Annotated in this window: 15 protein-coding genes; 9 read left to right on the top strand and 6 right to left on the bottom strand. The window is 68.1% G+C overall.

What is annotated here, in order from left to right; all coding sequences use genetic code 11:
• Positions 1–3: 3 nt before the first annotated feature.
• Genes NWF24_RS03235 through NWF24_RS03195 form a run of 9 tightly spaced genes read left to right on the top strand, consistent with a single transcriptional unit; the run spans position 4 to position 9,176 of the window.
• Positions 4–1,326, top strand: a complete 1,323-nt coding sequence (locus tag NWF24_RS03235; RefSeq protein WP_093079695.1) for a CpaF family protein — start codon at positions 4–6, stop codon at positions 1,324–1,326.
• Positions 1,319–2,317: a type II secretion system F family protein gene (locus tag NWF24_RS03230; RefSeq protein WP_258352963.1), complete on the top strand. Its 999-nt coding sequence runs from the start codon at positions 1,319–1,321 to the stop codon at positions 2,315–2,317. The genes NWF24_RS03235 and NWF24_RS03230 overlap by 8 nt, the downstream gene beginning before the upstream one ends.
• A complete protein-coding gene (locus tag NWF24_RS03225) occupies positions 2,314–3,273 on the top strand; it encodes a type II secretion system F family protein (protein ID WP_258352962.1) in 960 nt (319 codons plus the stop codon). Before NWF24_RS03230 ends, NWF24_RS03225 begins: the two co-directional genes overlap by 4 nt.
• On the top strand, positions 3,270–4,244 hold the full coding sequence (locus tag NWF24_RS03220) for a tetratricopeptide repeat protein (RefSeq protein ID WP_258352961.1): 975 nt from the start codon (positions 3,270–3,272) through the stop codon (positions 4,242–4,244). The genes NWF24_RS03225 and NWF24_RS03220 overlap by 4 nt, the downstream gene beginning before the upstream one ends.
• Positions 4,241–4,657, top strand: coding sequence for a DUF3613 domain-containing protein (locus NWF24_RS03215; RefSeq protein ID WP_258352960.1), 417 nt, complete (start codon positions 4,241–4,243; stop codon positions 4,655–4,657). The genes NWF24_RS03220 and NWF24_RS03215 overlap by 4 nt, the downstream gene beginning before the upstream one ends.
• 27 nt (positions 4,658–4,684) lie before the next feature.
• Positions 4,685–5,158 (top strand): TadE/TadG family type IV pilus assembly protein, encoded by a 474-nt coding sequence (locus NWF24_RS03210; RefSeq protein WP_258352959.1) that lies wholly within the window; start codon positions 4,685–4,687, stop codon positions 5,156–5,158.
• Positions 5,155–5,664, top strand: a complete 510-nt coding sequence (locus NWF24_RS03205; protein WP_258352958.1) for a TadE/TadG family type IV pilus assembly protein — start codon at positions 5,155–5,157, stop codon at positions 5,662–5,664. Before NWF24_RS03210 ends, NWF24_RS03205 begins: the two co-directional genes overlap by 4 nt.
• Before the next feature lie 16 nt (positions 5,665–5,680).
• The gene (locus NWF24_RS03200) at positions 5,681–7,723 is read left to right on the top strand and encodes a TadG family pilus assembly protein (protein WP_258352957.1); all 2,043 of its coding nucleotides are present in this window, start codon (positions 5,681–5,683) and stop codon (positions 7,721–7,723) included.
• A 13-nt stretch (positions 7,724–7,736) separates the two neighbouring features.
• A complete protein-coding gene (locus NWF24_RS03195) occupies positions 7,737–9,176 on the top strand; it encodes a sigma 54-interacting transcriptional regulator (protein ID WP_258352956.1) in 1,440 nt (479 codons plus the stop codon).
• A 16-nt stretch (positions 9,177–9,192) separates the two neighbouring features.
• Here the strand turns inward: NWF24_RS03195 and NWF24_RS03190 are convergent, their stop codons facing one another.
• The 6 genes from NWF24_RS03190 to NWF24_RS03165 all read right to left on the bottom strand — a co-directional run bounded on the left by NWF24_RS03190 (position 9,193) and on the right by NWF24_RS03165 (position 22,654).
• Positions 9,193–10,767: a TolC family protein gene (locus tag NWF24_RS03190; RefSeq protein WP_258352955.1), complete on the bottom strand. Its 1,575-nt coding sequence runs from the start codon at positions 10,765–10,767 to the stop codon at positions 9,193–9,195.
• A complete protein-coding gene (locus tag NWF24_RS03185) occupies positions 10,764–12,080 on the bottom strand; it encodes an HlyD family type I secretion periplasmic adaptor subunit (RefSeq protein ID WP_258352954.1) in 1,317 nt (438 codons plus the stop codon). Before NWF24_RS03185 ends, NWF24_RS03190 begins: the two co-directional genes overlap by 4 nt.
• Before the next feature lie 31 nt (positions 12,081–12,111).
• Positions 12,112–13,932, bottom strand: coding sequence for a peptidase domain-containing ABC transporter (locus NWF24_RS03180; RefSeq protein WP_258352953.1), 1,821 nt, complete (start codon positions 13,930–13,932; stop codon positions 12,112–12,114).
• A 357-nt stretch (positions 13,933–14,289) separates the two neighbouring features.
• Complete coding sequence (locus NWF24_RS03175; protein ID WP_375338435.1) at positions 14,290–17,406, bottom strand: glutamate ligase domain-containing protein; 3,117 nt, start codon at positions 17,404–17,406, stop codon at positions 14,290–14,292.
• Between the two features lie 111 nt (positions 17,407–17,517).
• Entirely contained in the window at positions 17,518–18,021 is a 504-nt protein-coding gene (gene pal, locus NWF24_RS03170; RefSeq protein ID WP_258352951.1) for a peptidoglycan-associated lipoprotein Pal, read from the bottom strand.
• Positions 18,022–18,118: 97 nt separating this feature from the next.
• A complete protein-coding gene (locus NWF24_RS03165) occupies positions 18,119–22,654 on the bottom strand; it encodes a hypothetical protein (protein WP_258352950.1) in 4,536 nt (1,511 codons plus the stop codon).
• Between the last annotated feature and the right edge of the window lie 140 nt (positions 22,655–22,794).

The raw sequence follows: 22,794 nt of genomic DNA, 5'->3' as shown, positions 1-22,794 counted from the left end.
CCCATGTCCACCGATATCGAATTTGCCGACGACGACCAGGCGTTCATCAACTCCCAGCAGTTCCAGGACATCAAGAGCTGGACGCATGACCACCTGTTGAGTCGCATCGAGGAGCTGGGCGCGGAGTTCGGCCGCTGGTCGCGCGCCTCGATCCAGCAGTTCGTCGAACTGGAGGTCGACAGCTTCGTGCGCCTGCGCCGCGTGCCGATCAACGACCGAGAGATGCAGCTCATCTCCGATGCGCTGACGAAAGAGCTCGCGGGCTTCGGCCCGCTGGAAGACTTGCTCAACGACCCTGCGGTCGAAGACATCCTGATCAACGGCTACCAGAACGTGTACGTGTCGCGCCACGGCATGCTGGAGCGCGAGACCGTGCGCTTTGCCGATGCCGAGCACGTGATGCGCATCGTGCGCCGCATCCTCGCGCCGCTGGGCCGCCGGCTCGACGAATCGAACCCGATGGTCGATGCGCGCCTGCCCGACGGCGGCCGCATCAACGTGATCATCGAGCCGCTGGCCATCGACGGCCTGTCGGTCTCGATCCGCAAGTTTCGCAAGGAGCCGCTCACGCCGGCCGACCTGGTGAAGCTCGGCACCTTCGACGCGGGCATGGCGCAGCTGCTGGAGATCGCGGTGCGCGCGCGCTGCAACATCCTCGTGAGCGGCGGCACCAGCTCGGGCAAGACCTCGCTGCTGAACGCACTCGCCAGCTTCATCCCGGCGCGCGAGCGCGTTATCACCATCGAGGACACGGCCGAACTCTCGCTCGGCACCAGCCACGTGGTGCGGCTCGAAAGCCGACCCGGCGGCTTCGACGGCACGGGCGTGGTGTCGATCCGCGACCTGCTGCGCAACAGCCTGCGCATGCGGCCCGACCGCATCATCGTGGGCGAGGTGCGCGGCGCCGAAGTGATCGAGATGATGCAGGCCATGAACACCGGCCATGAAGGCTCGATGGGCACCATTCACGCCAGCTCGCCGCGCGAGTGCCTCTACCGCCTCGAAATGCTCGCGGGCTTCGCCGGCTATCAGGGCAGCGAAGTCAGCCTGCGTCGGCAGATCGCCAATGCCATCGACTTCATCGTGCAGATCGGGCGGCTGTCCAGCGGCCAGCGTCGCATCATCTCGCTGAGCGAGGTCACGGGCGTCAACGACAACGTGGTGGCGATGCAGGAGCTGTACCGCTACGAGCCGGTCGCCTCGCCCGACGGCGAGGAGCGCGACCGCTGGGTGTCGCTGGGCATCGCGCCGCACTCGCCCAAGATCACGCGCTTCCGCCAGTCGCTGCAGCGTGCGTCGCAGCATGGGGGAGACAACCGTGCGTGAAGTCCTGCTCGCGGTCGCCTGCGTGGCGCTGCTGCTGGCAGCCGCAGGGGTGCTGCTGTGGCAATGGGCGAAGGGCCGGCAGGCGCGGCAGGCGACGGAACGGCATCTGAATCAGCAGATTCTGGCCACTAGCACGGCGGCCACGGCAACCGCCGTGCCGATGCCCCTGCGGGATCTCCCCGGCGAGGGCCTTGCCTCCAGCCTGACCACGGACCCGTGGTTCGACGGTGGGGCGGGGTCCGCCACGCCCGCTCGCACCGGCCTGCTCGAGCGCGCGGTCCCTGGGTGGATGGTGGGCGTGATCGAGCCGCGCACCATCGTCTTCGCGCTGATCGCCATCGTCGCCATCTGCCTGCTGGTCGGCGTTTTCGTCGGATGGCTCGCGGCGCTGGGCGTGCTGTTTCTTCTGCTGCTGATGGCGAGCTTCGCCCTGTGGCTGCAACTGCAGAAGTTCCGCCGCAAGCTGATTCATCAGCTCCCCGGCTACATCGATGCCATGGTGCGCCTGATCACCATCGGCAACTCCACGCAGGCGGCTTTCCAGCTGGCAATTGCCACCACGCAGGCGCCGCTGCGCGGTCATCTGGATCGCTCGGCGGCACTGGTGCGCGCGGGGGTGGATCTCGACCGCGCGCTGCACCAGACGGCTGACAACGTGCGCATCGAGGAGATGTACCTGCTTGCCTCCATTCTTGGCCTGGGCGTGCGCTATGGTGGCCGCGCCGACCTGCTGCTGGAGCGCGTTGGCAACTTCATGCGCGACCGCGAGCAGGCGGAGCAGGAGCTCAGCGCCCTGTCCTCGGAAACGCGCCTGTCGGCCTGGATCCTCGGCCTGCTGCCGGTGGGCGTGGGCGCCTTTCTGATCTTCACCAACCCCAGCTATTTCATGGGAATGTGGAACGACGGCACGGGCCGCATCCTGATCTTTTCCGCGGTGGGCCTGCAGCTGACGGGCGCTGCGCTCCTATACCGGCTGGCGAGGCTGGCATGACGTTGACACCCAATCAACTTGCCATCTTCAGCCTTGTGCTGCTGGCGCTGGGCCTGCTGGTCGGCGCTGGCGCACTCGTCGCGGCCGAGCTGCGCCGCACGCGCAGCGGGCAGGTCATCGGCCGGGCCATCCGGCAGGCGGTCGTCGCACCCGATCCGAAATCCGCCGTCGAACTCGCGGACCCGGATGCACCACCCAAGCCCGAGCTCGACCTGCCCTTCCACTGGTTGGACTCGCGTCTCGGCCGGGCACTGGTGGCGGACGAAGACCGCAACCTCATCGACCAGTGCGGCCTTCGGTCGAAGCGGGCGCAGCTGGTCTTCCTGATCACGCGGATCTCCCTCGCCTTGGCGCTCCCGCTGCTGGCCTATGTCTTCTGGAGCAGCGGGCACACGCGCAGCACAGTCACCATCGTCCTCGCGACGGCAGCGGCCGTCGGCTTCATGGCGCCCAAGTGGGTGCTCGGCCGCTTTGCCGCCAGCCGGCGCGAGCGCGCGGCCCGGGAGCTTCCCCTGTTCATCGACCTGCTGCGGCTGCTGCAGGGCGTGGGCCTGAGCCTGGACCAGAGCCTGCAGATCATGGCCACCGACTTCTCGCACGTGCTGCGCGTGCTGGGCTACGAGCTGGGCATCGCCAATTCGCAATACAGCCAGGGCCGCACCCGCGAGCATTCGCTGCATCGCCTTGCGACGCTGCACAAGAACGAGAACATGCGCGGCCTCGTCTCGCTGCTGGTGCAGGTCGACCGGCACGGCGGCGCGGTGCAGGAGCCGCTGCGCATATTCAGCGACCGGCTGCGCGAAAGCCGCCGCTCGGAGATGAAGGAACGCATCGGAAAGATCACCGTGAAGATGACCGGCGTCATGGTGATCACGCTGCTGCCGGCGCTGGTCATCGTCACCGCGGGGCCGGGCTTCATCGCCATATTCCGTTCACTGGGAGCCATCGGCAAATGAAAACACCAGCCCTTTCAAAGCACGCGGGCCTTGCTGGCCGCGTGCTGGCCTGCACCGCCGCTGCCATGGCCATCACCGGATGCGGCGCACTCAAGGACCAGTACGCAGCCGCTGCCGATGCGCAGCAGCGCGCGTCCGCCGAAGCTGCCGCCGACACCAAGGCCGGTGCCGCCGTCGACACCAAGGCAACCTACCTCAAGCTCGTCGAGCAGATGCAGAAGGAAGGCCTGTGGTTCGCATCGCTGGCGCACATCGACGCGCTCGAACAGCGCTGGGGCGTGTCGCCCGAGTCCACGCGCATGCGCGCCGACGCCCTGCGCCAGACCGGCCAGGCCGACTTGAGCGAGCAAGCCTACAAGCGCCTGCTGGGCACGCCGCTCGAAAGCGCCGGCTACCGCGGCCTCGGCCTGCTGGCAGGCGCGCGCGGCAGCTACCCCGAAGCCGTGCAGCTGTTGAAGCAGGCCCAGCGCCTGACACCGACCGATGCCCTGCTGCTCAGCGATCTGGGCTATGCCAACCTGCGCGCGGGACAGATCGCCGACGCCCGGCTGCCGCTGATGCAGGCGCTGCAGTTGCGCCCCGACAGCACCCAGGCCCAGTCCAACCTCGCGCTCTACCTCGAAGTCACAGGCCAGGGCGAGCAGGCGAACAGCCTGATGGAGGCCAACCGCATGTCCCCCGCTGCGCGCGCAGCAGTGCGGGACGCCGCGCAGCAACTGCGCGCGGGCGGCGCGGTGCCTCTCGCGGCCGCCGGCGCCATGCCGCCTCTTGTTGCGGCAGTGCGCCCGCTTCCCAACACCACCAAGGAACCGGCACGCGAAGACCCGGCGCCGCAGCAGCCTCCCCTGATGCTCAAGGCCTCGCGCTGGTCCGGCACGGGCGGCATCCGCACGGCCAGCCAGCGCAATCCGTCCACCGCGGATGCCGCGGTCTCCCTTTCGCCGAACTCGACCTCACAAGGCACCCCATGAGAAAAGCACACGCCACCCGTCTCGCCGCGCTGTCGGCCGCATTCGGCCTCACGGCCGCGCTGATGGCAGCCGCCCCCTCCGCGCTCGCACAGCAGGCGACGCCGCCCAAGGCGCCGGAACCTGCGGCGGCGCCAGTGCCCGTGCCCGTGCCGCCGCAGGGCCAGGAAGAAATGGCTGGGGCAGAAGGAGAGTTCGTGTACGGGTCGCCACAGGTGGGCGACGCCACGCAGGACCTGCTCGCATGGCAGCGCAGCGGCGAGATCGCATCCGTCACGCCGCGGCCCATTGCCGGCGAGATCGCGAGTCGCAGCTACCAACGCTATCTGAAGAGCTTCGAGTTCCCGATTCCGGAAAGCATGGGCTCGATCGTCAAGCAGACGGCGGTTGGCGGCGGCGCTGCGCCGACGAAGTAGGCAGAGGCAGGCACGCCAGGCATCGCCATGAACACCTATCGCCTTCGCACCCGAGCCCACGCCCAGCGCGGCGCGTACGCGGTCGAGTTCGCCATGGTGTTCCTGATCTCCTTCTCCTTGCTCTACGGAATCATCAGCTACGGCATGCTGTTCGCGTTTCGCCTGGGGCTGCAGAACGCGGCGGAAGACGGCGCGCGCGCAGCACTGCGCTACCAGCCCACCCTGCCAGCACGCGCCACCCTGGCCCAGACCACTGCCACGACAAGCAGCAGCTGGATGCCGGCCACCGTGACGCGCAGCGTCAGCGCCACCGTGTGCGGGGTGGTCACCAACAACTGCGCCGCCCCCACTTGTGGCGCCACCTGGGACACCCGTTGCCAGATGGTCGTGACCGTCACGGCCACCAACCTGAAGCTCCTGCTGCCGCCCTTTCCCAGCTTCGCCATGCCCGACCAGATCGTCGGCAAAGCCAGCATGCTTCTCGACGGGAGGGCGCCGTGAGCACCGGGCGCCGTTCGAACGGCAGCAAGGGCGCGGTCATGCGCGGCCGGCAGCACGGCGTGGCCGCCATCGAGTTCGCGATGGTCTTCATCATTTTGTTCAGCGTGCTGTACGCGCTCGTGACCTTCGGGGCGGTGTTCTATCTGCAGCAGTCGGTCACGCGCGCATCGGAGGAGGGAGCGCGGGCCGTGGGCCTGCTGACGCCGGCGCCGACGGCAGGCGACCAGCGGGTCAAGGACGCCGTGTACGACTCGCTGGCCAACTCGCTCGTGGTGCCCGCATCGGCCAACAGCAGCGTGGCGACACGGCGCAGCTGGATCGTCACCAATGTTCCGGTGAACGTGGCCCGCAGCAACCCGAGCGGCCCAGGGGCCTACATCCGCTATGACGTCACCGTGAGCTATCCGTACAGCGCGAACCAGCTGCTGCCGAAGATTCCACTGGTGGAGCAGTGGATGCCCACCCAACTCCAAAGCCGGACGAGCGCCGCGCTTCGATCGTCCTGAAGAGGACGCCATCGCCATGAACGCCGCATTCCGGAGCCACTCCCGCCGCACGCGATCCCGCGGGTCGGTCCTCATCAACACTGCGATCGCGATGAGTCTGGTCGTCATCACGCTGATCGGCACCGAGATCGGCTTCATTTACTTCATGAAGCGGGAGTTCCAGAAGACGGCGGACCTTGCCGCGCTGGCAGGTGCGCAGCAGATCCGTGGCGGCTGCGCGGCCGCAATCACGGCGGCGCAACTGAACGCCAACGGTGCGCCGGGCGGCTCGAGCGCCAACATGCCGGTGGGGCTGACGCTGGCCGCGGGCGAAGTCCAGTGCGGCTACTGGGACAAGGACACGAGCTTCCAGACGCCCGCCGTCACGGGCCCGGCCAATGCAGTGCGCGTGGCCTTCCAGAAGGCTTCACCCACGCTGCTGTCGTTCTTCACGGGCAACCGGCTCATCAGCGTCAGCGCCGTGGCAGCACTCGGCGCGCCGCTCGCCGAGTTCTCCGTGGGCAGCAAGCTCATCACCGTCAGCGGCGACTCGACGCTGGGGCGGCTGCTCAAGGGCATCGGGCTCGACCTGTCGGGCACCTCCCTGGTGGCCTACGACGGCCTCGCCCAGGCCAAGATCACGCCGGGCGGACTGCTGGCCGCACTGGGCATCCCGGTCTCCGCTGACATTGGCGTGGGCGAGTTGAACACGCTACTCGCGGGCCGCTCCGTGGCGTTGGGCGACCTGCTCAACGCCATCGTGACGGTGGCGGGCCAGAACAGCCTGCTGAGCAGCAACATCGCGCTGCTGCAGGCCATCCAGGCCAAGCTCGGGCTTACCAACCTCATGGTGCAGCTGGGTTCGCTGGCCGACGGTCCCCGCGGGCTGTTCGCGCAGATCATCGCGCCGGGCGGCAGCGGAAGCGGCGCGTTGAACGTGGGCGTGAGCGCACTGGACCTGCTCTACACCTCGATTGGCGTGGCGACCTCGCAGCATGCTGTTGATGCGGGGCTCAACATCAACCTGCTGTCTCTGGCCAAGGTCACGACCCAGGTGACGGTGATCGAGCCTCCGTCTATTGCCATCGGCGGCATCGGCGCCACGGCCTATAACGCACAGGTGCGTACCTTCATTCATGTGACGACCGATGCGGGGCTGCTCGGTTCACTGCTGGCTCCGCTACTCAAGCTCGACCTGCCGATCGTGCTCGACGCAGTGACAGGCACCGGCACGATCACCGACATGTGCACCCCCGCACTCCAGGACCCGGTGAGCGGCAAGGATCGGGTGAAGTTCCAGGTTACAAGCAAGATCGCGAACGTATGCGTGGGAAAAATCGCATCAACGGATCTGTTCTCCAAGTCGACTGTCTGCAGCTATCCGACGACGCTGAAGGACATGGAGCTCATCAATGTGCTGGGGCTACTCAAGGTGACCAATCACCTCGATCTTGGCGTGCTGCCTGGGCCCGACTCTCAACTGACACTCGCGGAAGGTGAGACCGGTACAACGCCAGTCAACAACCTGCAGGTGGGAACGCTGGTGGCGGACCTCGTAACCCAATTGACCAACTTGCTCTTCGGTGGGCCTGCGCCAACGGGAACCCCAAGTAGTGGAGATTTAGACAAAATTACCACCCAGATCTGGGACAACACAGTCAGTGTCTGTTCGGCGGATACGTCTTCCTGCCGCGCCCTGCGACTCGATCAGGCCCGTGCCGTCATCAACCAGAACTCACAAGCAAGCGGCTTACTCACAGGCTTGCTGAATGGGCTTGCTGGCCTGCTCACAAGTATTGCCAACCCATGTTCAGGCGTGATTCTTCTCGGCGGCGGTGATGTCAATGGGTGCAAGAGCATGATCAAAGACACCCTAAGCAAGACGACGGACGCCAATACGGGAGGGAAGGTTTCAAACGCACTTTCTGTCCTGGCCGGCCTGCTCAAACCCGTGCTCGACGCTGTCGGCAAATTGGTTCTCACCCCTCTCCTGACAAACGTACTCGGCATCAACCTCGGCCAGATCGACGTGAACCTGAAGTCGCTCGACTGCAAGGGCCTGCCCATGCTTGTGTATTGACGCCCCTTTTCCGATGAATTCCCCCGCCTCCAACTTCGACGAACTCGACCTCTTTGTCTGGGAAGGCAAAGCCGACATCCTCGACCGCATCGCGCGGTGCATGGCGAGCTTCGACGTGGAGGTGATCCGGGCCGATGGCCTGCCCCCTCCGCCGCAGGATCGCGGTGTGGCGCTGCGTCCCTCGGTGGCGATCATCAGCGTCACGGTCATCGACAGCGGCGGGCTGGCGCATGCCACCGAGCTGCTGCAGGGCATGCCGGTGATCTGGGTCGCGGCAGGTTCGCGCGAGCGTGACTCGCGCACTTATCCGCCCGAATACCTGCACGTGCTGCCGTACGACTTCACCTGCGCGGAGCTGCGCACGATGGTCGCGAAGCTGGTGCGGCAGTTGCGCGCGCGCGAGGTGGCGCCGCAGCCGCCCGATGTGCTGGTGGCGCACTCCGAAGCGATGAAGGGGCTGCTGGCCGAGGTGGGCGCTTTTGCCGACTGCGATCACAGCGTGCTGGTGCGCGGCGAAACGGGCGTGGGCAAGGAGCGCATCGCGCAGCAGCTGCACCTGGGGCATCAGCACTACAGCAAGGGCGCGTTCGTGGCGGTGAACTGCGGCGCGATTCCCGACGGGCTCTTCGAGTCGCTGTTCTTCGGCCACACCAAGGGCTCTTTCACGGGCGCGGTGCACGCGCATCGCGGCTACTTCGAGCAGGCCACGGGCGGCACGCTGTTCCTCGATGAAATCGGCGACCTGCCGCGCTATCAGCAAGTGAAGCTGCTGCGCGTGCTGGAAGACAGTGCGGTCACGCGGCTGGGTGCGACGGCGCCGGTGCGCGTCGACTTCCGGCTGGTGGCGGCCACCAACCGCAACCTGCGCGAGATGGTGGCGAGCGGCGAGTTTCGCGCCGACCTGTTCTACCGGCTCGCGGTGATCGAGCTGCACGTGCCCAGCCTCGAAGAGCGCGGCGAAGTCGACAAGATCGCGATCTTCAAGGCGCTGCTGACCAACGTGCTGGGCGACGAGCTCGAAACGCTCGGCGAAACGCCGCATTGGCTCAGCGACGCGGTGGCCGAGACTTACTTTCCGGGCAACGTGCGGCAGCTGCGCAATCTTGCGGAGCGCGTGGGCGTGATCGCGCGGCAACTGCACGCCTGGGACCAGAACCTGATCCAGCGCGCGATCGCACTCACGCGCGGCACGCCCGCGCCGGCGATCTTCGCCGACCGCAATGGCATGGGCAGCGGCGGCAGCAACGGCAATGGCAGCTCGCTCGACGGCAGCGCCGACCGCAAGGGCTGGAACAGCAGCGAGCGCAACCGCATCATCGCGGCGCTGGAGATCAACGACTGGAAGCGCCAGGACACCGCGCAACACCTGGGCATCAGCCGCAAGGTGCTGTGGGAGAAGATGCGCAAGTACCAGATCCTCGACGGCGAACCGGGCATCCCCGAAGACGCCTGACCGACGACAGCCGGCCTCAGGGCGTCGAAAGGCGCGGGGTCCTGCGCAGCGGCGGGTTCGCTCCAGCCGCGTCCAGGCTGCGCTCGGCCACCGGCTCGCTCGCGCAGGCCGTGTTGCTCGAGATACAGAGCTTTGCCAGCAGGCCGTCTTCCGTCAGCACCTGGCGGCTGGGCGCGCCGAAGAGGCGGTCGATCCAGCCGTTGGTGCCCACCGGGTCGATGCGCAGTTCGCCGGTGGTTCGCGCCAGGCGCAGCTCGGAGATGCGCAGGTCGAACACGCCGTCGACGTAGTCGAACAGCAGCGTGTAGTAGTCGAGTTGCGCGTCGAGCACCTTGGGCAGGGTCTCGCGACCGAACTCCATCAGGCGGCGGCGACCACGGAAGGCCTGGCCGGCGGTGCTGACGGCTTCCATCAGCTGCTTCTCGCGCTCGCGGCCGGAGACGGTGCGCGACCACGATGCCGACGTGAGCTCGAACAGGTTGAGCTTCACGCCTTCGAGCTTGGCTTCCTGGTTCGCGACTTCGGCCAGTGCCGACTTCAGGCGCAGCTGCCGGTCGAAGCCGTTGCCGAAGTTCCAGTTGAGCTCGAAGGCCGCGCGCGTCGGGTCTTGCGGCGACACGCCGCGCGGGTCTTTGCTCTTCACAAGCACGGCGTCGATCGTCGGATAGAGGCTCGCGTCCTGCTGGTCGGCCAGCGCCTTGGCGCGGTCGATGCGGCCCTGCGCCTCGGCGATCTCGGTGCTGCGCGACTCTGCGCGGTGCAGCGCTTCTTCCTGCGAGCCGATGCGCCATTGCGCCGGTGCCGCGAGCACGGGCAGCGACTCGGCATTGGGCGAGAACTTGAAGTAGTTGCGGAACTTGGCGAGCGCCTCGTCGCGCTGCGCCTCGAAGTCGGACTCGCGCGCGGCCACCAGCGCGCGCCGCGAGGCCGCCATGTTCAGGTCGTTGTCCCCACTCACGCCCAGCGCCACGCGGCGGGCCTCGGCCTTGGAGATTTCGGCCACAACCTCGGTGGCCTTGTGCGCAATCTGCTTCTTGAGGTCGAAGCGCTGCACCTGCAGGTAGGCGGTGAGCGCATCCAGCACCACCTTCTGCGAGGTGGTGATGACGGCTTCGTCGTCCGCCTGGTTGCCCGCTTCGGCGGCGCGCTGCGCGGCGCTCATGGCGCCACCGTCGATCAGGCTCACGCGCGCCTCGGCGGTGAGCACGGTGTAGCTCTGCGTCTTGGCGTTTTCCGCGCCGCTGTTGTAGTTGCCGGACGAAGTACCGAGCTTGAAGCGCGGGTAGCGCGCCTGCTTGGCCGCGTCCACGCTGTAGCTGCTGGTGTTGGCTGCAGCCTGCGCCGTCTGCACCTCGGGGTATTCCTGCGACAGCGCGATCAGCGCCTGCTTCACCTGCTGGGTGTAGTTCGCGGCGCCGAGCGACGGCGGGGACAGGCGGCGTGCGAGCATGAGCGTGGCACCCGCCTCCTGCTGCTGTTGTTGCTGCTCCTGCGCAAAGGCAGCGGGCGGCAGCGCGAAGCTCGCGCACAACGCCGCGCAGACAGCGCCGGAGCCCATGCGGCGCAGGTCGACCGGTTTGCGGTACTTCATGGTTCGCGGAAGGCTTCGCGCCGCAGCTTGAGCACAGGTCGCAGGATGTACCAGATGAACGGGTCGGTGCCCACACGCAAGTCCACTTCGGACTCCATGCCGGCGGTGATGCGGTTCTCGTCGCGCCCCACATGGGACTGCGACATGCTGATGAGCAGCCGGTAGTACGGCGCGCCGCTGGAGATGGCGGGGTCGCGGTCGGCGTCGGCCGCCACCAGCTTGACCTTGCCGTCGACCGCGCCGTAGCGCAGGTAGTCGTAGGCGGTGATCTTCACGCGCGCCTGCTGGCCCACTTCGATGAAGCCGCGGTCGTTGGGGTTGAGCCGCGCCTCGACCATGATCTCGTCCTCGTCGGGCACCACTTCGAGAATCGACTCGCCGGGCTTCACCACCCAGCCGGGGCTGGAGTTGCGCAGGCCCTTGACGATGCCGTCCGACGGCGCCTTCACCACCGTGCGCGAGCGCTGGGTGCGGGCGCGCGCCAGGTCTTCGCTCAGGCTCGCGAACTGGCGCTCGACCGTGGCCAACTCGTCCGACGCGCGGCGGCGAAAGCGCCCTTCGGCCTCGGCCATCTTGGCCTGCGCCTCGGTAATGGAAGCGTTGGCGGAAATCACGCCCTGGCGCGCCACCGCGAGTTCGCTGCGCGCGCTCTCGGCCTGGCGCCGCTTCTCCAGCACCTCGACCTGACCGACCAGCTTCTCGCTAAGCAGTTGCTCGGAGATTTCGAGTTCCTTCTGCGCCAGCACCAGCCGGTCGCTCAGGCCCTTGACCTTGGCCTGCTGCTCCAGCTGCTTGCTGCGCGCCTGCTCCAGGCCCGACACGGCACCGGCCATCACGCCGCGCTGTTCGAGAGCGCGCGCCTGGTAGGCGCCGGTCTCGCCTTCGAACACAGCTTCATCGATGTCGGTGGCAAAAGATTCGCGCTTGAGCGGCTGGCCGCGGCTCTCGGCCATGAGGCGCACGCGGGTGGCCTGCGTGGCGGCATAGCGGGCCGTGAGCTCTTCGAGGTTGAGGCCGCTGCCGCCAAGGTCGATCTCGACCAGCGACTGGCCCTGCTTGACCTTATCGCCTTCCTTCACCAGCACGTTGCTGACGATGCCGCCTTCCAAGTGCTGGATCGACTTGACGCGGTCCGAAGGAATCACGCGGCCGGGCGCGACCACCACGGTTTCCATCGGGAAGCCGAGGCCCACCAGGGCCAGCACGCCGATCGCGCCGCCGATGATCCACTGGCGCCGCCGCCCCTGCGGCGAGGTCTGGGCCGCGCGCTTGTCGTTCTCGTCCTGAAGAATCTGCGGCAAATCTGATTTCAAGTCGCGTCCCCGGTCACTCGTCATTCGCGTATCACGCCATCGAGCGGGAGGCCGTGGCCCCCGCTGCACCGTCTTCCGCATCGCCCAGCGCGACCAGCGGCTTCTTCACGCCGAACAACTTCGGCACCATCACCGCGGCCGTGCCCTGCTCCACATTACCCAGCCCCGTGACGTGGTAGACCACGCTGGCGGCGGAGACGATGCGCAGCGAATGCGTGACCACCACCACGGTGCGCACCTTGGCCACCGCGAGCAGCGTGGCGAGCAGGTTGCGCTCGCTTTGAAAGTCGAGGTCGTTGCTGGGCTCGTCGAGCACCAGCACCGAGGGCTTGCGCAGGAAGCTCATGGCCAGCGCCAGCTTGCGCCGCTCGCCCACCGACACGCCGGTGCCGCCTTCGCCGACCATGGTGCGGTAGCCATCGGGCAGCCGCGAGATGAAGTCGTGCGCGCCCGAGAGCTTGCAGGCCGCAACAATCTGCTCGTCGCTCTGGCCCGGGGCCGTGCGGCGCATCACGTCGATGAGCGAACCGCCGAACCAGTAGACCTCTTGCGAGAGATAGCTGATCCAGTGTGACAGCTCTTCGCGGCCGAACTGAGAAAGGTCGTACTCGCCGATGCTGACGATGCCGCGCGTGGGCGTGTACAGGCCCGACAGCAGCTTCACCAGCGTTGACTTGCCCGCGCCGTTGCGCCCGACGATCACGTGCAGCCCGCCCGGGCCGATGTCGAGGTCGACGTTTTCCAGCACCGGCTGCTGCGCGGTTTCGGTGAAGCTGAAGCTCACGTCCTTCAGGGTGATGCGGCCCAGCGGCTGCGGCAGCGTCATGCCCGTGGGCGGCTTCTCGACCGGTTCGCGCAGCACGGTTTCGAGCCGCTTGGCGGCTTCCTTGGCGGTAGCCAGCGAGCGCCAGTTCGACACCAGCCCCGCCACCGGCTGCAGCGCCTTCAGCGCCAGCATGTTCGAGGCGACAAGACCGCCCACCGTCATCCACTGCTCCATCACCGAGACCGCGCCCACGGTCACCACGACCACCGAGAACACGGTGAGCAGCACGGTGGTGCCGTCGCGCGCGGTTTCAATCTGGCCGTTCTTGCTGAAGCTCTCGGTGAGCCATGAGTTGTAGGTCTTGCGCCACATCTCGATGGTTGGCGCGTCGTTGGCCTGGGCCTTGAGGGTTTCGCGCGCGTTGCAGATCTCGGCCGTGACGCGCTCCAGGCCGCGGCCGCGCTGCACTTCCTCGACGCGGCCGGAGCGCACTTCGTCGGCCCACCACCACGCGAGGAAAGACATGATGGCCAGGAACAGCGCCACGACCGGCAGCACCGGCAGCGCGACGATGCCGATGACGATGAGCGCGAAGATGGCCATCGGCAGGTCGAAGATCGATTGCGCGAGCCCGCCGGTGACGGTGCCGCGCACCGAGGCCACGTCGCGGAAGTACAGGTGCCACACAGAAGCAGGCCGTGCTTCGAGCGCGCGCAGCGGGCGGCCCAGCATCGAGTTCAGCAGCGCGCCAGAAACACCGTGGTCGATGATCGCGCCCGCGTTGCGCAGCAGGCGCGAGCGGCGCGTACGCAGCCAGAACTCGATGCACAGGAAAAACAGGATGCCGCTGACCAGCGCAGCGAGCGTCGAGGTGCCGCTGCGCGAGAGCACGCGGTCATACACCTGCAGCAGAAAGATCGAAGGCAGCAGCCCGAACAGGCTGATGGGCAGCGAGCGCCACGCCGCGCTCTTCACGAGCGGGTAGGCCGCTCGGAATGCGGCGTTCAAAGCGCCCGCATAGGGACTGGCGCCAGGTTCGTCTGGCGTGTCGGCAACCAACTGACTGGGCAAGAGGAACTTGATCATGGGAAAGAGCCGATCCGTCGTGCAATGACGCCTGCGTCATTATCAACTGTTACCCGGCTGTTACAAGGCAAAAATTCACTCGCCGTGCACATCAACACGACAGCTTTCGCCTCCCATGAACCGGTTCCGGTTGCGCGGCGCTTCCCTTAACCGCGCAACCGGCCGGACTCCCTGCTTTGGCCTCCCTGTTTGATTGGGGCAAACCCTCTGCGAACACCAATGCGATGTTGGCGCACAGCAGCATGCAGAGCACCCATGCGCACAGCAGTTGCAGCCAGCCCAGCCACCACCGGCGCAACGGCTGCCGACGCAGCGGCGCCTCATGTTCGAAGGGCGAGTTCGCGAGTACGTTCCATCTCATGGCAGTGCTTTCAAAACCCGGGCCAACCGGGACAGGCCGACGCCCGCTGAACTCTTCGCCAGCACCCAGTCGCCTGGCTGCAGCAGGCTGCCGAGCGCGGTCGACAGATCTGACACGTCGACGAACCAGTGCGAGCGCACCTTGGTGCGGATGCGTGTGTGCAGTGCCCGCATCAGCGGGCCGCACAGCAGCACGCGGTCGGGTTGGGAGGCCAGCAGCTCGGCTTCGAGGTCGAGGTGGTGGCGTTGCGCGGCGGGGCCGAGCTCCTGCATGTCGCCCAGGATCGCCACGCGGCGCGACGGCTCGCAGGGCGCCTGCGACAGCAGCTCCAGCGCCGCACGCATCGAACTCGGGTTGGCGTCGTAGGTCTCGTCGATCAGCTTGAAGCTGCCGCCGCCGATGTGAATGGTGTGCAGCGCACCGCGCCCGCCCGGCGGCTCGAAGTGCGCGAAGGGCTCGACCGCGGCCGCCAGCGGCAGGCGCATGGCCTGCAGGGCCGCGAGCGCAGCGATGGCGCTCGCGCCCATGTGGCGCCCCGGCGCATTGAGCCGCAGCTGAAAGGGCTCGCCCGCCACCATCGCCTGCACTTCGCCGTGGTCGAAGGCGAGCAGGCGCACGTCGGCGTCCTTGTGCTCGCCGCAGGTCACGATCTGCAGCTGCTGCGCCATCGCCGCTTCGGCGAAGGTCGCGAACTCGGGCATGTCGCGGTTGAGCACCACGCTGTCGCCCGGCGCCATGGCCTGGAAGATCCGGCTGTCGAGCCGCGCTGCGGCCTCCGACGGGCCGCGGTGTTTCTGCGATGCGGCCGACAGCCCCGTCACCACCACCAGCGAAGGCCGCACCAGCTGCGCCGACGCCGGCATGTGCGAGGTGCCCATCTCCAGCACCCAGTAGGCCGCATGCCGCGGCATGCAGGTCATGTTCCAGGCAATGCCCGATGGCAGGCTGACGTTGCCCTCGGGCTGGCCGACCTCGCCCCACACGGTGAGTGCACCGGCCAGCATGGCGGCAACAGTGCCGCTTGCCGCGCCGTTCGTCGCGGCGCTGCCGAGCACGCCGCACACGCGGCCGGTGAACTCGGCGCGCGCATGGTCGCCCAGCTCCAGCACGGCCTGCAGCACGTTCGGCACCTTGAGCACGGGCACACGCTTGTCAAGGTGCGGCTTGGGGTCGGTGCACAGCACGGCTGCAGCCGGCTGAAGCACGCCCTTGAGCGTGACGGCCGCCAGCGGTGTCTTCGACGGACGTGTCTGGTGGTCGAACACCACGCGGCCCTTGCGCATGAAAGAGCGCTGCGCCACGCCGGTGGCGCGCCATCCGTCCTCGGGCTTGACGACCCATTCGCCGCCGGTCACGCGTGCCATCTCGCTCGCGGTCCAGACGGCGCCGTCGTCGCGCGCGCCGCCCACGCCGGTGCTGCCGCCGCCGCCCGTGCCGGCCGCGCCGGGCGAGGCGCGCCGCTCCACCAGGTAGCGGTGATAAGCGACGAAGCCCGACACGTATTGCTCGACGTCGTCGATGCGCACGCGGAACGAGTGATGGCGGATGAAGAACGAACCGACGACGGTCGATGGCCGCCGGAAATACATCGCCATCTCGGGCCAGAAGAAGCCGTTGAGCAAATAGTGCGCGCGGTAGTCGAGCGCGCGGTAAAACTTTTCGACGTCGAGCTCGTCGAGCAGGTGCCGCATCGCGGGCATGCCCTCGAGGCGCTGGAGCATCTGCTGCGCGGCCAGCATGAGTTCGAGCAGCGTCGGGAAGGTGGTCTTCCGGTCGAGCACGAAGTCCAGATACCCCGCCACGTTCTGCAGGCCGAAGCGAAAGTACTTCTCCTGCGGGCTCCAGTGCGTGAGTTCGTACACGCAGCAGCTGAGCCAGTGGTCGTGCGCCTGCCAGTGCTGGCTGGAGATGAAATGGTCAAAGGCCTTCTCGACCACGGCCAGCCATTGCGGGTCGCGCGTGAGCGCATACAAGCGCATGAGGCCGTAGGCCGCTTCGCCGTCGTAGTAAATGATGCGCGAGGCCTGCTTGACCGTGAGGTCGGCGGCATGCAGCACGTGGTTGAAGCGGCCGGTGGCCGGGTCTTGCAGCGACGCGATGCCGAGCGCGAGCTTTTCCAGCAGCGGCAGCCAGCGGCGCGTGTCCGTCAGCTCGCAGTACTTCACCAGCGCGAGCACGCAGGCCGCGTTGCCGCCGAGCTTGATCTCGCCGCCGGTGTCGACCAGGAACGCCACCGCGCGCCCGTCCACCAGCGTGTAGTCGCGGATCAGCGAGCTCGTGAGATGGTCGAGCGAGCGGTCGATGGCCGCGCGCAGCGTTTCGTCGCGCGTGAGCTCCCACGCTTCGATCATTGCGTAGAGCGCGCTTGCATGGCGCATCGCGTCGTAGGTCGGAATGCGGCGGTCGAAGCACGGAAAGTAGCCGTACACGAAGAGGCCGTCGCTCTGCACCTGGCGCGCCAGGTACGACGAGCCGCTGCGCACGAGGTCGAGCACCGACTGCGGGTTGAGTGCCGGCAACTGCCGGCGGCCCGCGTCGAGCCCCGTGCCCACCAGCTTGTGCACCACGCCGTCGGGCTGGCAGAACACGCCCACCGTGGCGAGCAGGTAGACCGGCTGGTCCGAGGGCATGTCCAGCGGCGGCGAACTCTGGAAACGCGCCTGGCCGTAGACCTCGAAGTTACGCGCGTTCACCACCGAATGCGGAATGGTCGAATCGCCGCACAGCATGGCGTTGGCGTTGAGCTCCTGCTCGGTGAAGGCCAGCGCAAAGTCTTTGTCGAAGGCCAGGCCCAGGCGGAAGTAGTTGCGCTTGACGGCAGTGAGCTGTGTCTTGAACTGGGCCCAGTCCATCGGGCTCGCGCCCTCGACCCAGTCGATGCGCAGCCACGGCGACACGATGCCGCGCTCGCGCACCCAGCGCTCGGCATGCTCGGCGCCTTCGCGCCAGGCGGTCTCGAAATCGGCGGCCCGCGCGTGCACGACATGTGCGCGCTGCGAGCCATCGCTCACGGAGAAGAACAGCGTGAATGCCGGGTACGGGGCAGGCAGCGCCGCGCACACCGACACCAGGCGTTCGTGGCAGGCGTGGAGCTGGTCTGGGAAGGACATCATTCGGCTCCGGACGAATGCGGGAGACCGGCCGCGCCCGTCATCTGCTCTCGCTTTGATGACGTGTGCGTGGGCCGGAAACCGCCGTCGTCGAAGTCATCGCGGTGATCCGGTTCAGCGGTAGCTGAATTCGGCTCGGCGATTGAGCTGATAGCCCTCCTCGGTGGTTTCGAGCGACGCGGGTTTTTCCAGGCCCCAGCTGATGGCTTCGACGCGCTCGGCGGGTACGCCGAGTTGCGTGAGCGCGCGCTGTACCGAGTCGGCACGGCGCTGGCCGAGCGCGAGGTTGTACTCGCGGCCGCCGCGCTGGTCGGTGTGGCCTTCGATCACGACCCGGCTCGCCGGCCGGTTGCGCAGGAAGCTCGCATGCGCCTCGACGATGTTGCGATCGCCCGGCCTGATGTTGTATTTGTCGAAGTCGAAGTAGACGATCTTCGGCACGCCGACGGGTCCGTTCTGCGGCGGCGGCGGCGGTGCCGGCTCCACCTTCGGCACCGCGGTGGCGGCCTTGTTCGAGTAGTAATACGTTGCATCGTCACGGCCGGTCTTCGGGGCCGCGCAGCCCACGAGGACTGCGCCGAGCGCGACGATGGTCAGTGTCTGGAAATTCTTTTTCATATCGGTCCTTTCGCGGGACAGGCCGGTGGTGGCCTGTCCCTGGTGCTGCAGCAGCTACTAGCTCCCTCGCCCCTCTTCCTTCTTTGTCTTTTAGTGATCAGCCCAGCAGACCGTGAAGGATGTTCGTCACGGGCGATGCGGCGTGTTCGACCAGGCTGGTGATCGGGGTCACGACATCGGTCACCAGCGGGGTGACTGCATGTTCGACACCGTTCACCACGGTGCTGACAGCGTCTGCCACCGGAGCGGCCGCCGTCGTGGCACCGGCCAGGATGTCGGTCACCGGGGCCGTCACGTCGTGCACCGCGCTCGTCGCGTTCGAGACGATCGGGGACACGGTGTCGGTCAGGCCGCTGGCGACCGAGGTCACCGGCTGCAGGATGTTGGCCACCGGGCTGTCGGCACCGGTCAGGCCGCCGAGCAGGCCGCCCACCAGACCGTCCTGACCCAGGAGGCTGCCGACGAGGCCGTCGCTGCCGAGCAGGCCGCCGACGAGACCGTCGTTACCGAGCACGCCGTCGAGCAGGCCTCCGGCGTCGCCACCGGTCACGGTGCCGAGCAGACCACCAACCAGGCCGTCGCTGCCAAGGACGCCGCCGAGGAGGCCACCAGCGTCGCCGCCGGTCACGCCGCTGAGCAGACCGCCAACCAGGCCGTCGCTGCCAAGGACGCCGCCGAGGAGGCCGCCAGCGTCGCCGCCGGTCACACCGCCGAGCAGACCGCCAACCAGGCCGTCGTCGCCCAGGATGCCGCCGAGCAGGCCGCCGGTGTCGCCGCCGGTCACACCGCCGAGTACGCCGCCCAGCAGGCCATCGTCACCGAGGATGCCGCCGAGCAGGCCGCCGTCGCCACCGGTCACACCGCCGAGCACGCCACCCAGCAGGCCATCGTCACCGAGGATGCCGCCGAGCAGACCGCCGTCGCCACCGGTCACGCCGCCGAGCACGCCGCCCAGCAGGCCATCGTCACCGAGGATGCCGCCGAGCAGACCGCCGTCGCCACCGGTCACACCGCCGAGCACGCCGCCCAGCAGGCCATCGTCACCGAGGATGCCGCCGAGCAGGCCGCCGTCGCCACCGGTCACACCGCCGAGCACGCCGCCCAGCAGGCCGTCGTCACCGAGGATGCCGCCGAGCAGGCCGCCGTCGCCACCGGTCACACCGCCGAGCACGCCACCCAGCAGGCCGTCGTCACCCAGGACACCGCCGAGGAGACCACCGTCGCCGCCGAGCACGCCGCCCAGCAGACCGTCGTCACCCAGGACACCACCGAGGAGACCACCGTCGCCACCGAGCACGCCACCCAACAGGCCGTCGTCACCCAAAACACCGCCGAGGAGGCCGCCGTCACCGCCGAGCACACCACCCAGCAGACCGTCATCGCCCAGGACACCGCCGAGGAGGCCGCCGTCGCCGCCGAGTACGCCGCCCAGCAGGCCGTCGTCACCCAGCACGCCACCAAGGAGACCACCGTCGCCGCCGAGCACGCCGCCCAGCAGGCCGTCGTCACCCAGGACACCGCCGAGGAGACCACCGTCACCGCCGAGCACACCACCCAGCAGACCGTCGTCACCCAGAACACCGCCGAGGAGGCCACCGTCGCCGCCGAGCACGCCGCCCAGCAGGCCGTCGTCACCCAGGACACCGCCGAGGAGGCCACCGTCACCGCCGAGTACGCCACCCAGCAGACCGTCGTCACCCAGGACACCGCCGAGGAGGCCATCGCCCCCCAGCAGGTTGGCCACACCGTCCGTCAGGTAGTCGACTTGAGCCGTGACACCGTTCAGCAACGCGGCCGTCGTGTTCGCGCCGAGCAGTTGATCTGTCAGCGGGCTCAGCAGGCCGGAGGCACCGCTCGCCACCTGGCCAACGAGGCCGTCGACCGGGTCGAGCACGTTGGGGTCGTTCTCCGTGAAGCTGGTGCCGAGCACCGGGCCCAGCAGGCCGTCGACCGTGTCGGTCAGGCCGTCCGCGACGCCGACCACCGGCCCGAGTACGTTGCCCAGGCCGAGCCCGCCCAGCAGGCCGGTGTTCAGGCCGTCGGCCAGGTTGCCGAGCACGCCGTCGGCCGGGTCGAGCAGCGCCGCGCCGGTGCCGGGGGTGCCGCCACCGCCGATGCCACCCAGCACATCGCCGAGCAGACCGCCAAGCAGGCCGTCTTCACCCAGCAGGCCACCGACCGGACCGTCTTCGCCAAGCAGGCCGCCAACCAGGCCATCCGGCCCGAGCAGGCCGCCAGCGAGGCCGTCGCCGCCGAGCACACCGCCCAGCAGGCCATCGTCGCCCAGCAGACCACCCACCAGACCGTCGTCACCCAGCAGGCCGCCCACGATGCCGTCGCCGCCCAGCAGGCCGCCGACCAGACCGTCATCGCCCAGCACGCCACCCAGAAGGCCATCGCCACCGAGCAGGCCACCCACCAGACCGTCGTCACCCAGCACGCCACCGAGCAGGCCGTCGTCGCCGAGCACACCGCCCAGCAGGCCGTCGCCGCCCAGCACGCCGCCCAGGAGGCCATCGCCACCGAGCAGACCGCCGACGAGGCCATCGTCACCCAGCAAGCCGCCTACCAGGCCGTCGTCTGCAAGCAGGCCGTCGAGCGCGCCGCCCAGGAGCCCGCCTTCGCCGCCGAGCAGGCCGCCCAGCGGGCTGTCAGAGATGAGGCCGGAGATCGCGCCGTCCTGGCCGAGCAGGCTGTCGACCAGGCCGCCATGGCCCAGCAGTTCGCCAGTGAGGCCGCTGCTGCCGAGCAGGCCCGAGAGGGCGCCGTCGCCGCCGAGCAGGCCGCCTACGAGGCCGTCGTCGCCCAGAATGCCGCCCAGTGCGCTGCCGTCGCCGAGCAGGCCACCCAGCAGGCCCTCGTCGCCGAGCAGGCCGCCGGTCAGGCTGCCCACCGCGCCGTCGCCGAGCAGGCCGCCCACGAGACCGTCGCTGCCCAGCACATTGCCCAGCAGGCCGCCCACGGCGCCGTCTTCGGCCAGCAGGCCGCCGACGAGGCCGTCTTCACCGAGCAGACCGCCGACAAGGCCATCGTCAGCCAGCAGGCCTGACACCAGGCTGCCGTCGCCGAGCACGTTGCCGAGCACGCCGCCCAGCAGGCCGTCGTCGCCCACCAGCTGGTCGGTGAGGCCGCCGAGGCCGAGGGCGTCGGTCAGGCCGCTGATGATGCCGTGGTCACCGATCAGGTTGGTCAGGCCGTTGTCCAGCGCGTCGGTCAGGTAATCGACCTGGCCCAGCACCGTGCCGAGGATGGCGGTCGTGGCGCCCTCGCCCAGCAGGTTGTCGAGCGTGGGGCTCAGGGAGTCGCCCAGCAGGCCGGTCACGCTGCCGACGGTGTTGTCGATGGGGTCGAACTGGTTGGGATCGTTCGGCGTGAACTCGCTGCCGAGCAGCGGAGCCAGCACGTCGTCGAGCGTGTCGGTCAGGCCGTCGACCACGTTGTTGACCGGCGTGAGCGAGTCGCCAAGGCCGAGCGCATTGCCGAGGCTGTCGGTGATGTGACCGACGGCGCCGTCGCCTGGATCGAGGAGGTGGTCTGCGTCTGCGTCTGCGTCTGCATCGGCATCGGCATCGGCATCGGCATCGGCGTCGGCGTCTGCATCGGCATCGGCATCGGCATCGGCATCGGCGTCTGCGTCTGCATCGGCGTCAGCGTCGGCATCGGCATCGGCATCGGCATCGGCATCAGCATCAGCATCAGCATCGGCATCGGCATCGGCATCGGCATCGGCATCGGCATCAGCGTCGGCATCGGCATCGGCATCGGCATCGGCATCGGCATCGGCATCGGCATCAGCATCAGCATCAGCATCAGCATCAGCATCGGCATCGGCATCGGCATCGGCATCGGCATCGGCATCGGCATCGGCATCGGCATCGGCATCGGCATCGGCATCGGCATCAGCATCAGCATCAGCGTCGGCATCAGCGTCTGCATCACCGTCCGCATCCGCATCGGCGTCGGCATCTGCATCCGAGTCGGCATCCGCGTCGGAGTCGCCCGGCGTGGTGGGCGTGGTCGGATTGCCCGAACCGACGAGCAGCGGAACAACGCTGTCGCTGCCGCCGCCACCGCCGCTGAGGGCGGCGCCAAGCGCTGCGGCGCCCAGGGCGCCGAGTGCGAATTCACCCAGCCCGATGCCGCTGCCGGCAGCGAGCTTCTTGGTCACGGCCAGGGCAGCGGCATCTGCGTCGCTGTCCGGCGGGGTCACTTGCAGGTCGCCCGAGGCGACATCCACATTCACTTGTTCGAGGCCGCCCGGCAGCTTGGTCGAGCCGATGGTGGCGTCGGTGCCGCCGGTGAACACACCAGCCAGCGGGGCCTTGTTGGTGGCCGATCCGGGGAAGAGAACATTGGCGTGGCCGTCCTGCGGAACGATCACGCGGTCGCCGGCCATCAGCGTCTGATTGCCATCGACGGGAATGCTGACACCGTCGCGCATCACTGCGACACCCGGCGTGGCATTCGATAATGTGCCGATGCTGGACGGGCCAGCAGCTGCGGCGGGCGCCGCCGAACCCAGCGAGGCAGGAGCGCCCAGCGGAGTGACGGTGGCCTGGGCAATGACCACAGGAGCGACGCCAGCGGCGGCAAGTCCTTCGGTCGAATTGGTCGATGCTTGTTGAGCGGTCATGGCAGCCTCTGTGACAAAAGATGCCTACTAAGGGGCAACTAGCGTGCCGCTTTTTTTGCGCCCCATGCCAAAGCGGTCCAGAGCAATGCAACCTGTTGATTTGTATGGAAATTTTTCTTTAGGCGGGGGTTTCCACCGGG

This window comes from Variovorax paradoxus (assembly GCF_024734665.1).
Classification (GTDB): domain Bacteria; phylum Pseudomonadota; class Gammaproteobacteria; order Burkholderiales; family Burkholderiaceae_C; genus Variovorax.
Note: the sequence above shows the minus strand (reverse complement) of the source record. Positions and strands in the feature narration are given on the sequence as shown.

Excerpts from the sequence above, each read along its gene's own strand:
- NWF24_RS03215 (WP_258352960.1), top strand. The coding sequence starts at position 4,241 with ATGAGAAAAGCACACGCCACCCGTCTCGCCGCGCTGTCGGCCGCATTC.
- NWF24_RS03195 (WP_258352956.1), top strand. The coding sequence starts at position 7,737 with ATGAATTCCCCCGCCTCCAACTTCGACGAACTCGACCTCTTTGTCTGG.
- NWF24_RS03225 (WP_258352962.1), top strand. The coding sequence starts at position 2,314 with ATGACGTTGACACCCAATCAACTTGCCATCTTCAGCCTTGTGCTGCTG.
- NWF24_RS03200 (WP_258352957.1), top strand. The coding sequence starts at position 5,681 with ATGAACGCCGCATTCCGGAGCCACTCCCGCCGCACGCGATCCCGCGGG.
- NWF24_RS03180 (WP_258352953.1), bottom strand. The coding sequence starts at position 13,932 with ATGATCAAGTTCCTCTTGCCCAGTCAGTTGGTTGCCGACACGCCAGAC.
- NWF24_RS03235 (WP_093079695.1), top strand. The coding sequence starts at position 4 with ATGTCCACCGATATCGAATTTGCCGACGACGACCAGGCGTTCATCAAC.
- NWF24_RS03220 (WP_258352961.1), top strand. The coding sequence starts at position 3,270 with ATGAAAACACCAGCCCTTTCAAAGCACGCGGGCCTTGCTGGCCGCGTG.
- NWF24_RS03165 (WP_258352950.1), bottom strand. The coding sequence starts at position 22,654 with ATGACCGCTCAACAAGCATCGACCAATTCGACCGAAGGACTTGCCGCC.
- pal (WP_258352951.1), bottom strand. The coding sequence starts at position 18,021 with ATGAAAAAGAATTTCCAGACACTGACCATCGTCGCGCTCGGCGCAGTC.
- NWF24_RS03210 (WP_258352959.1), top strand. The coding sequence starts at position 4,685 with ATGAACACCTATCGCCTTCGCACCCGAGCCCACGCCCAGCGCGGCGCG.
- NWF24_RS03190 (WP_258352955.1), bottom strand. The coding sequence starts at position 10,767 with ATGAAGTACCGCAAACCGGTCGACCTGCGCCGCATGGGCTCCGGCGCT.
- NWF24_RS03175 (WP_375338435.1), bottom strand. The coding sequence starts at position 17,406 with ATGATGTCCTTCCCAGACCAGCTCCACGCCTGCCACGAACGCCTGGTG.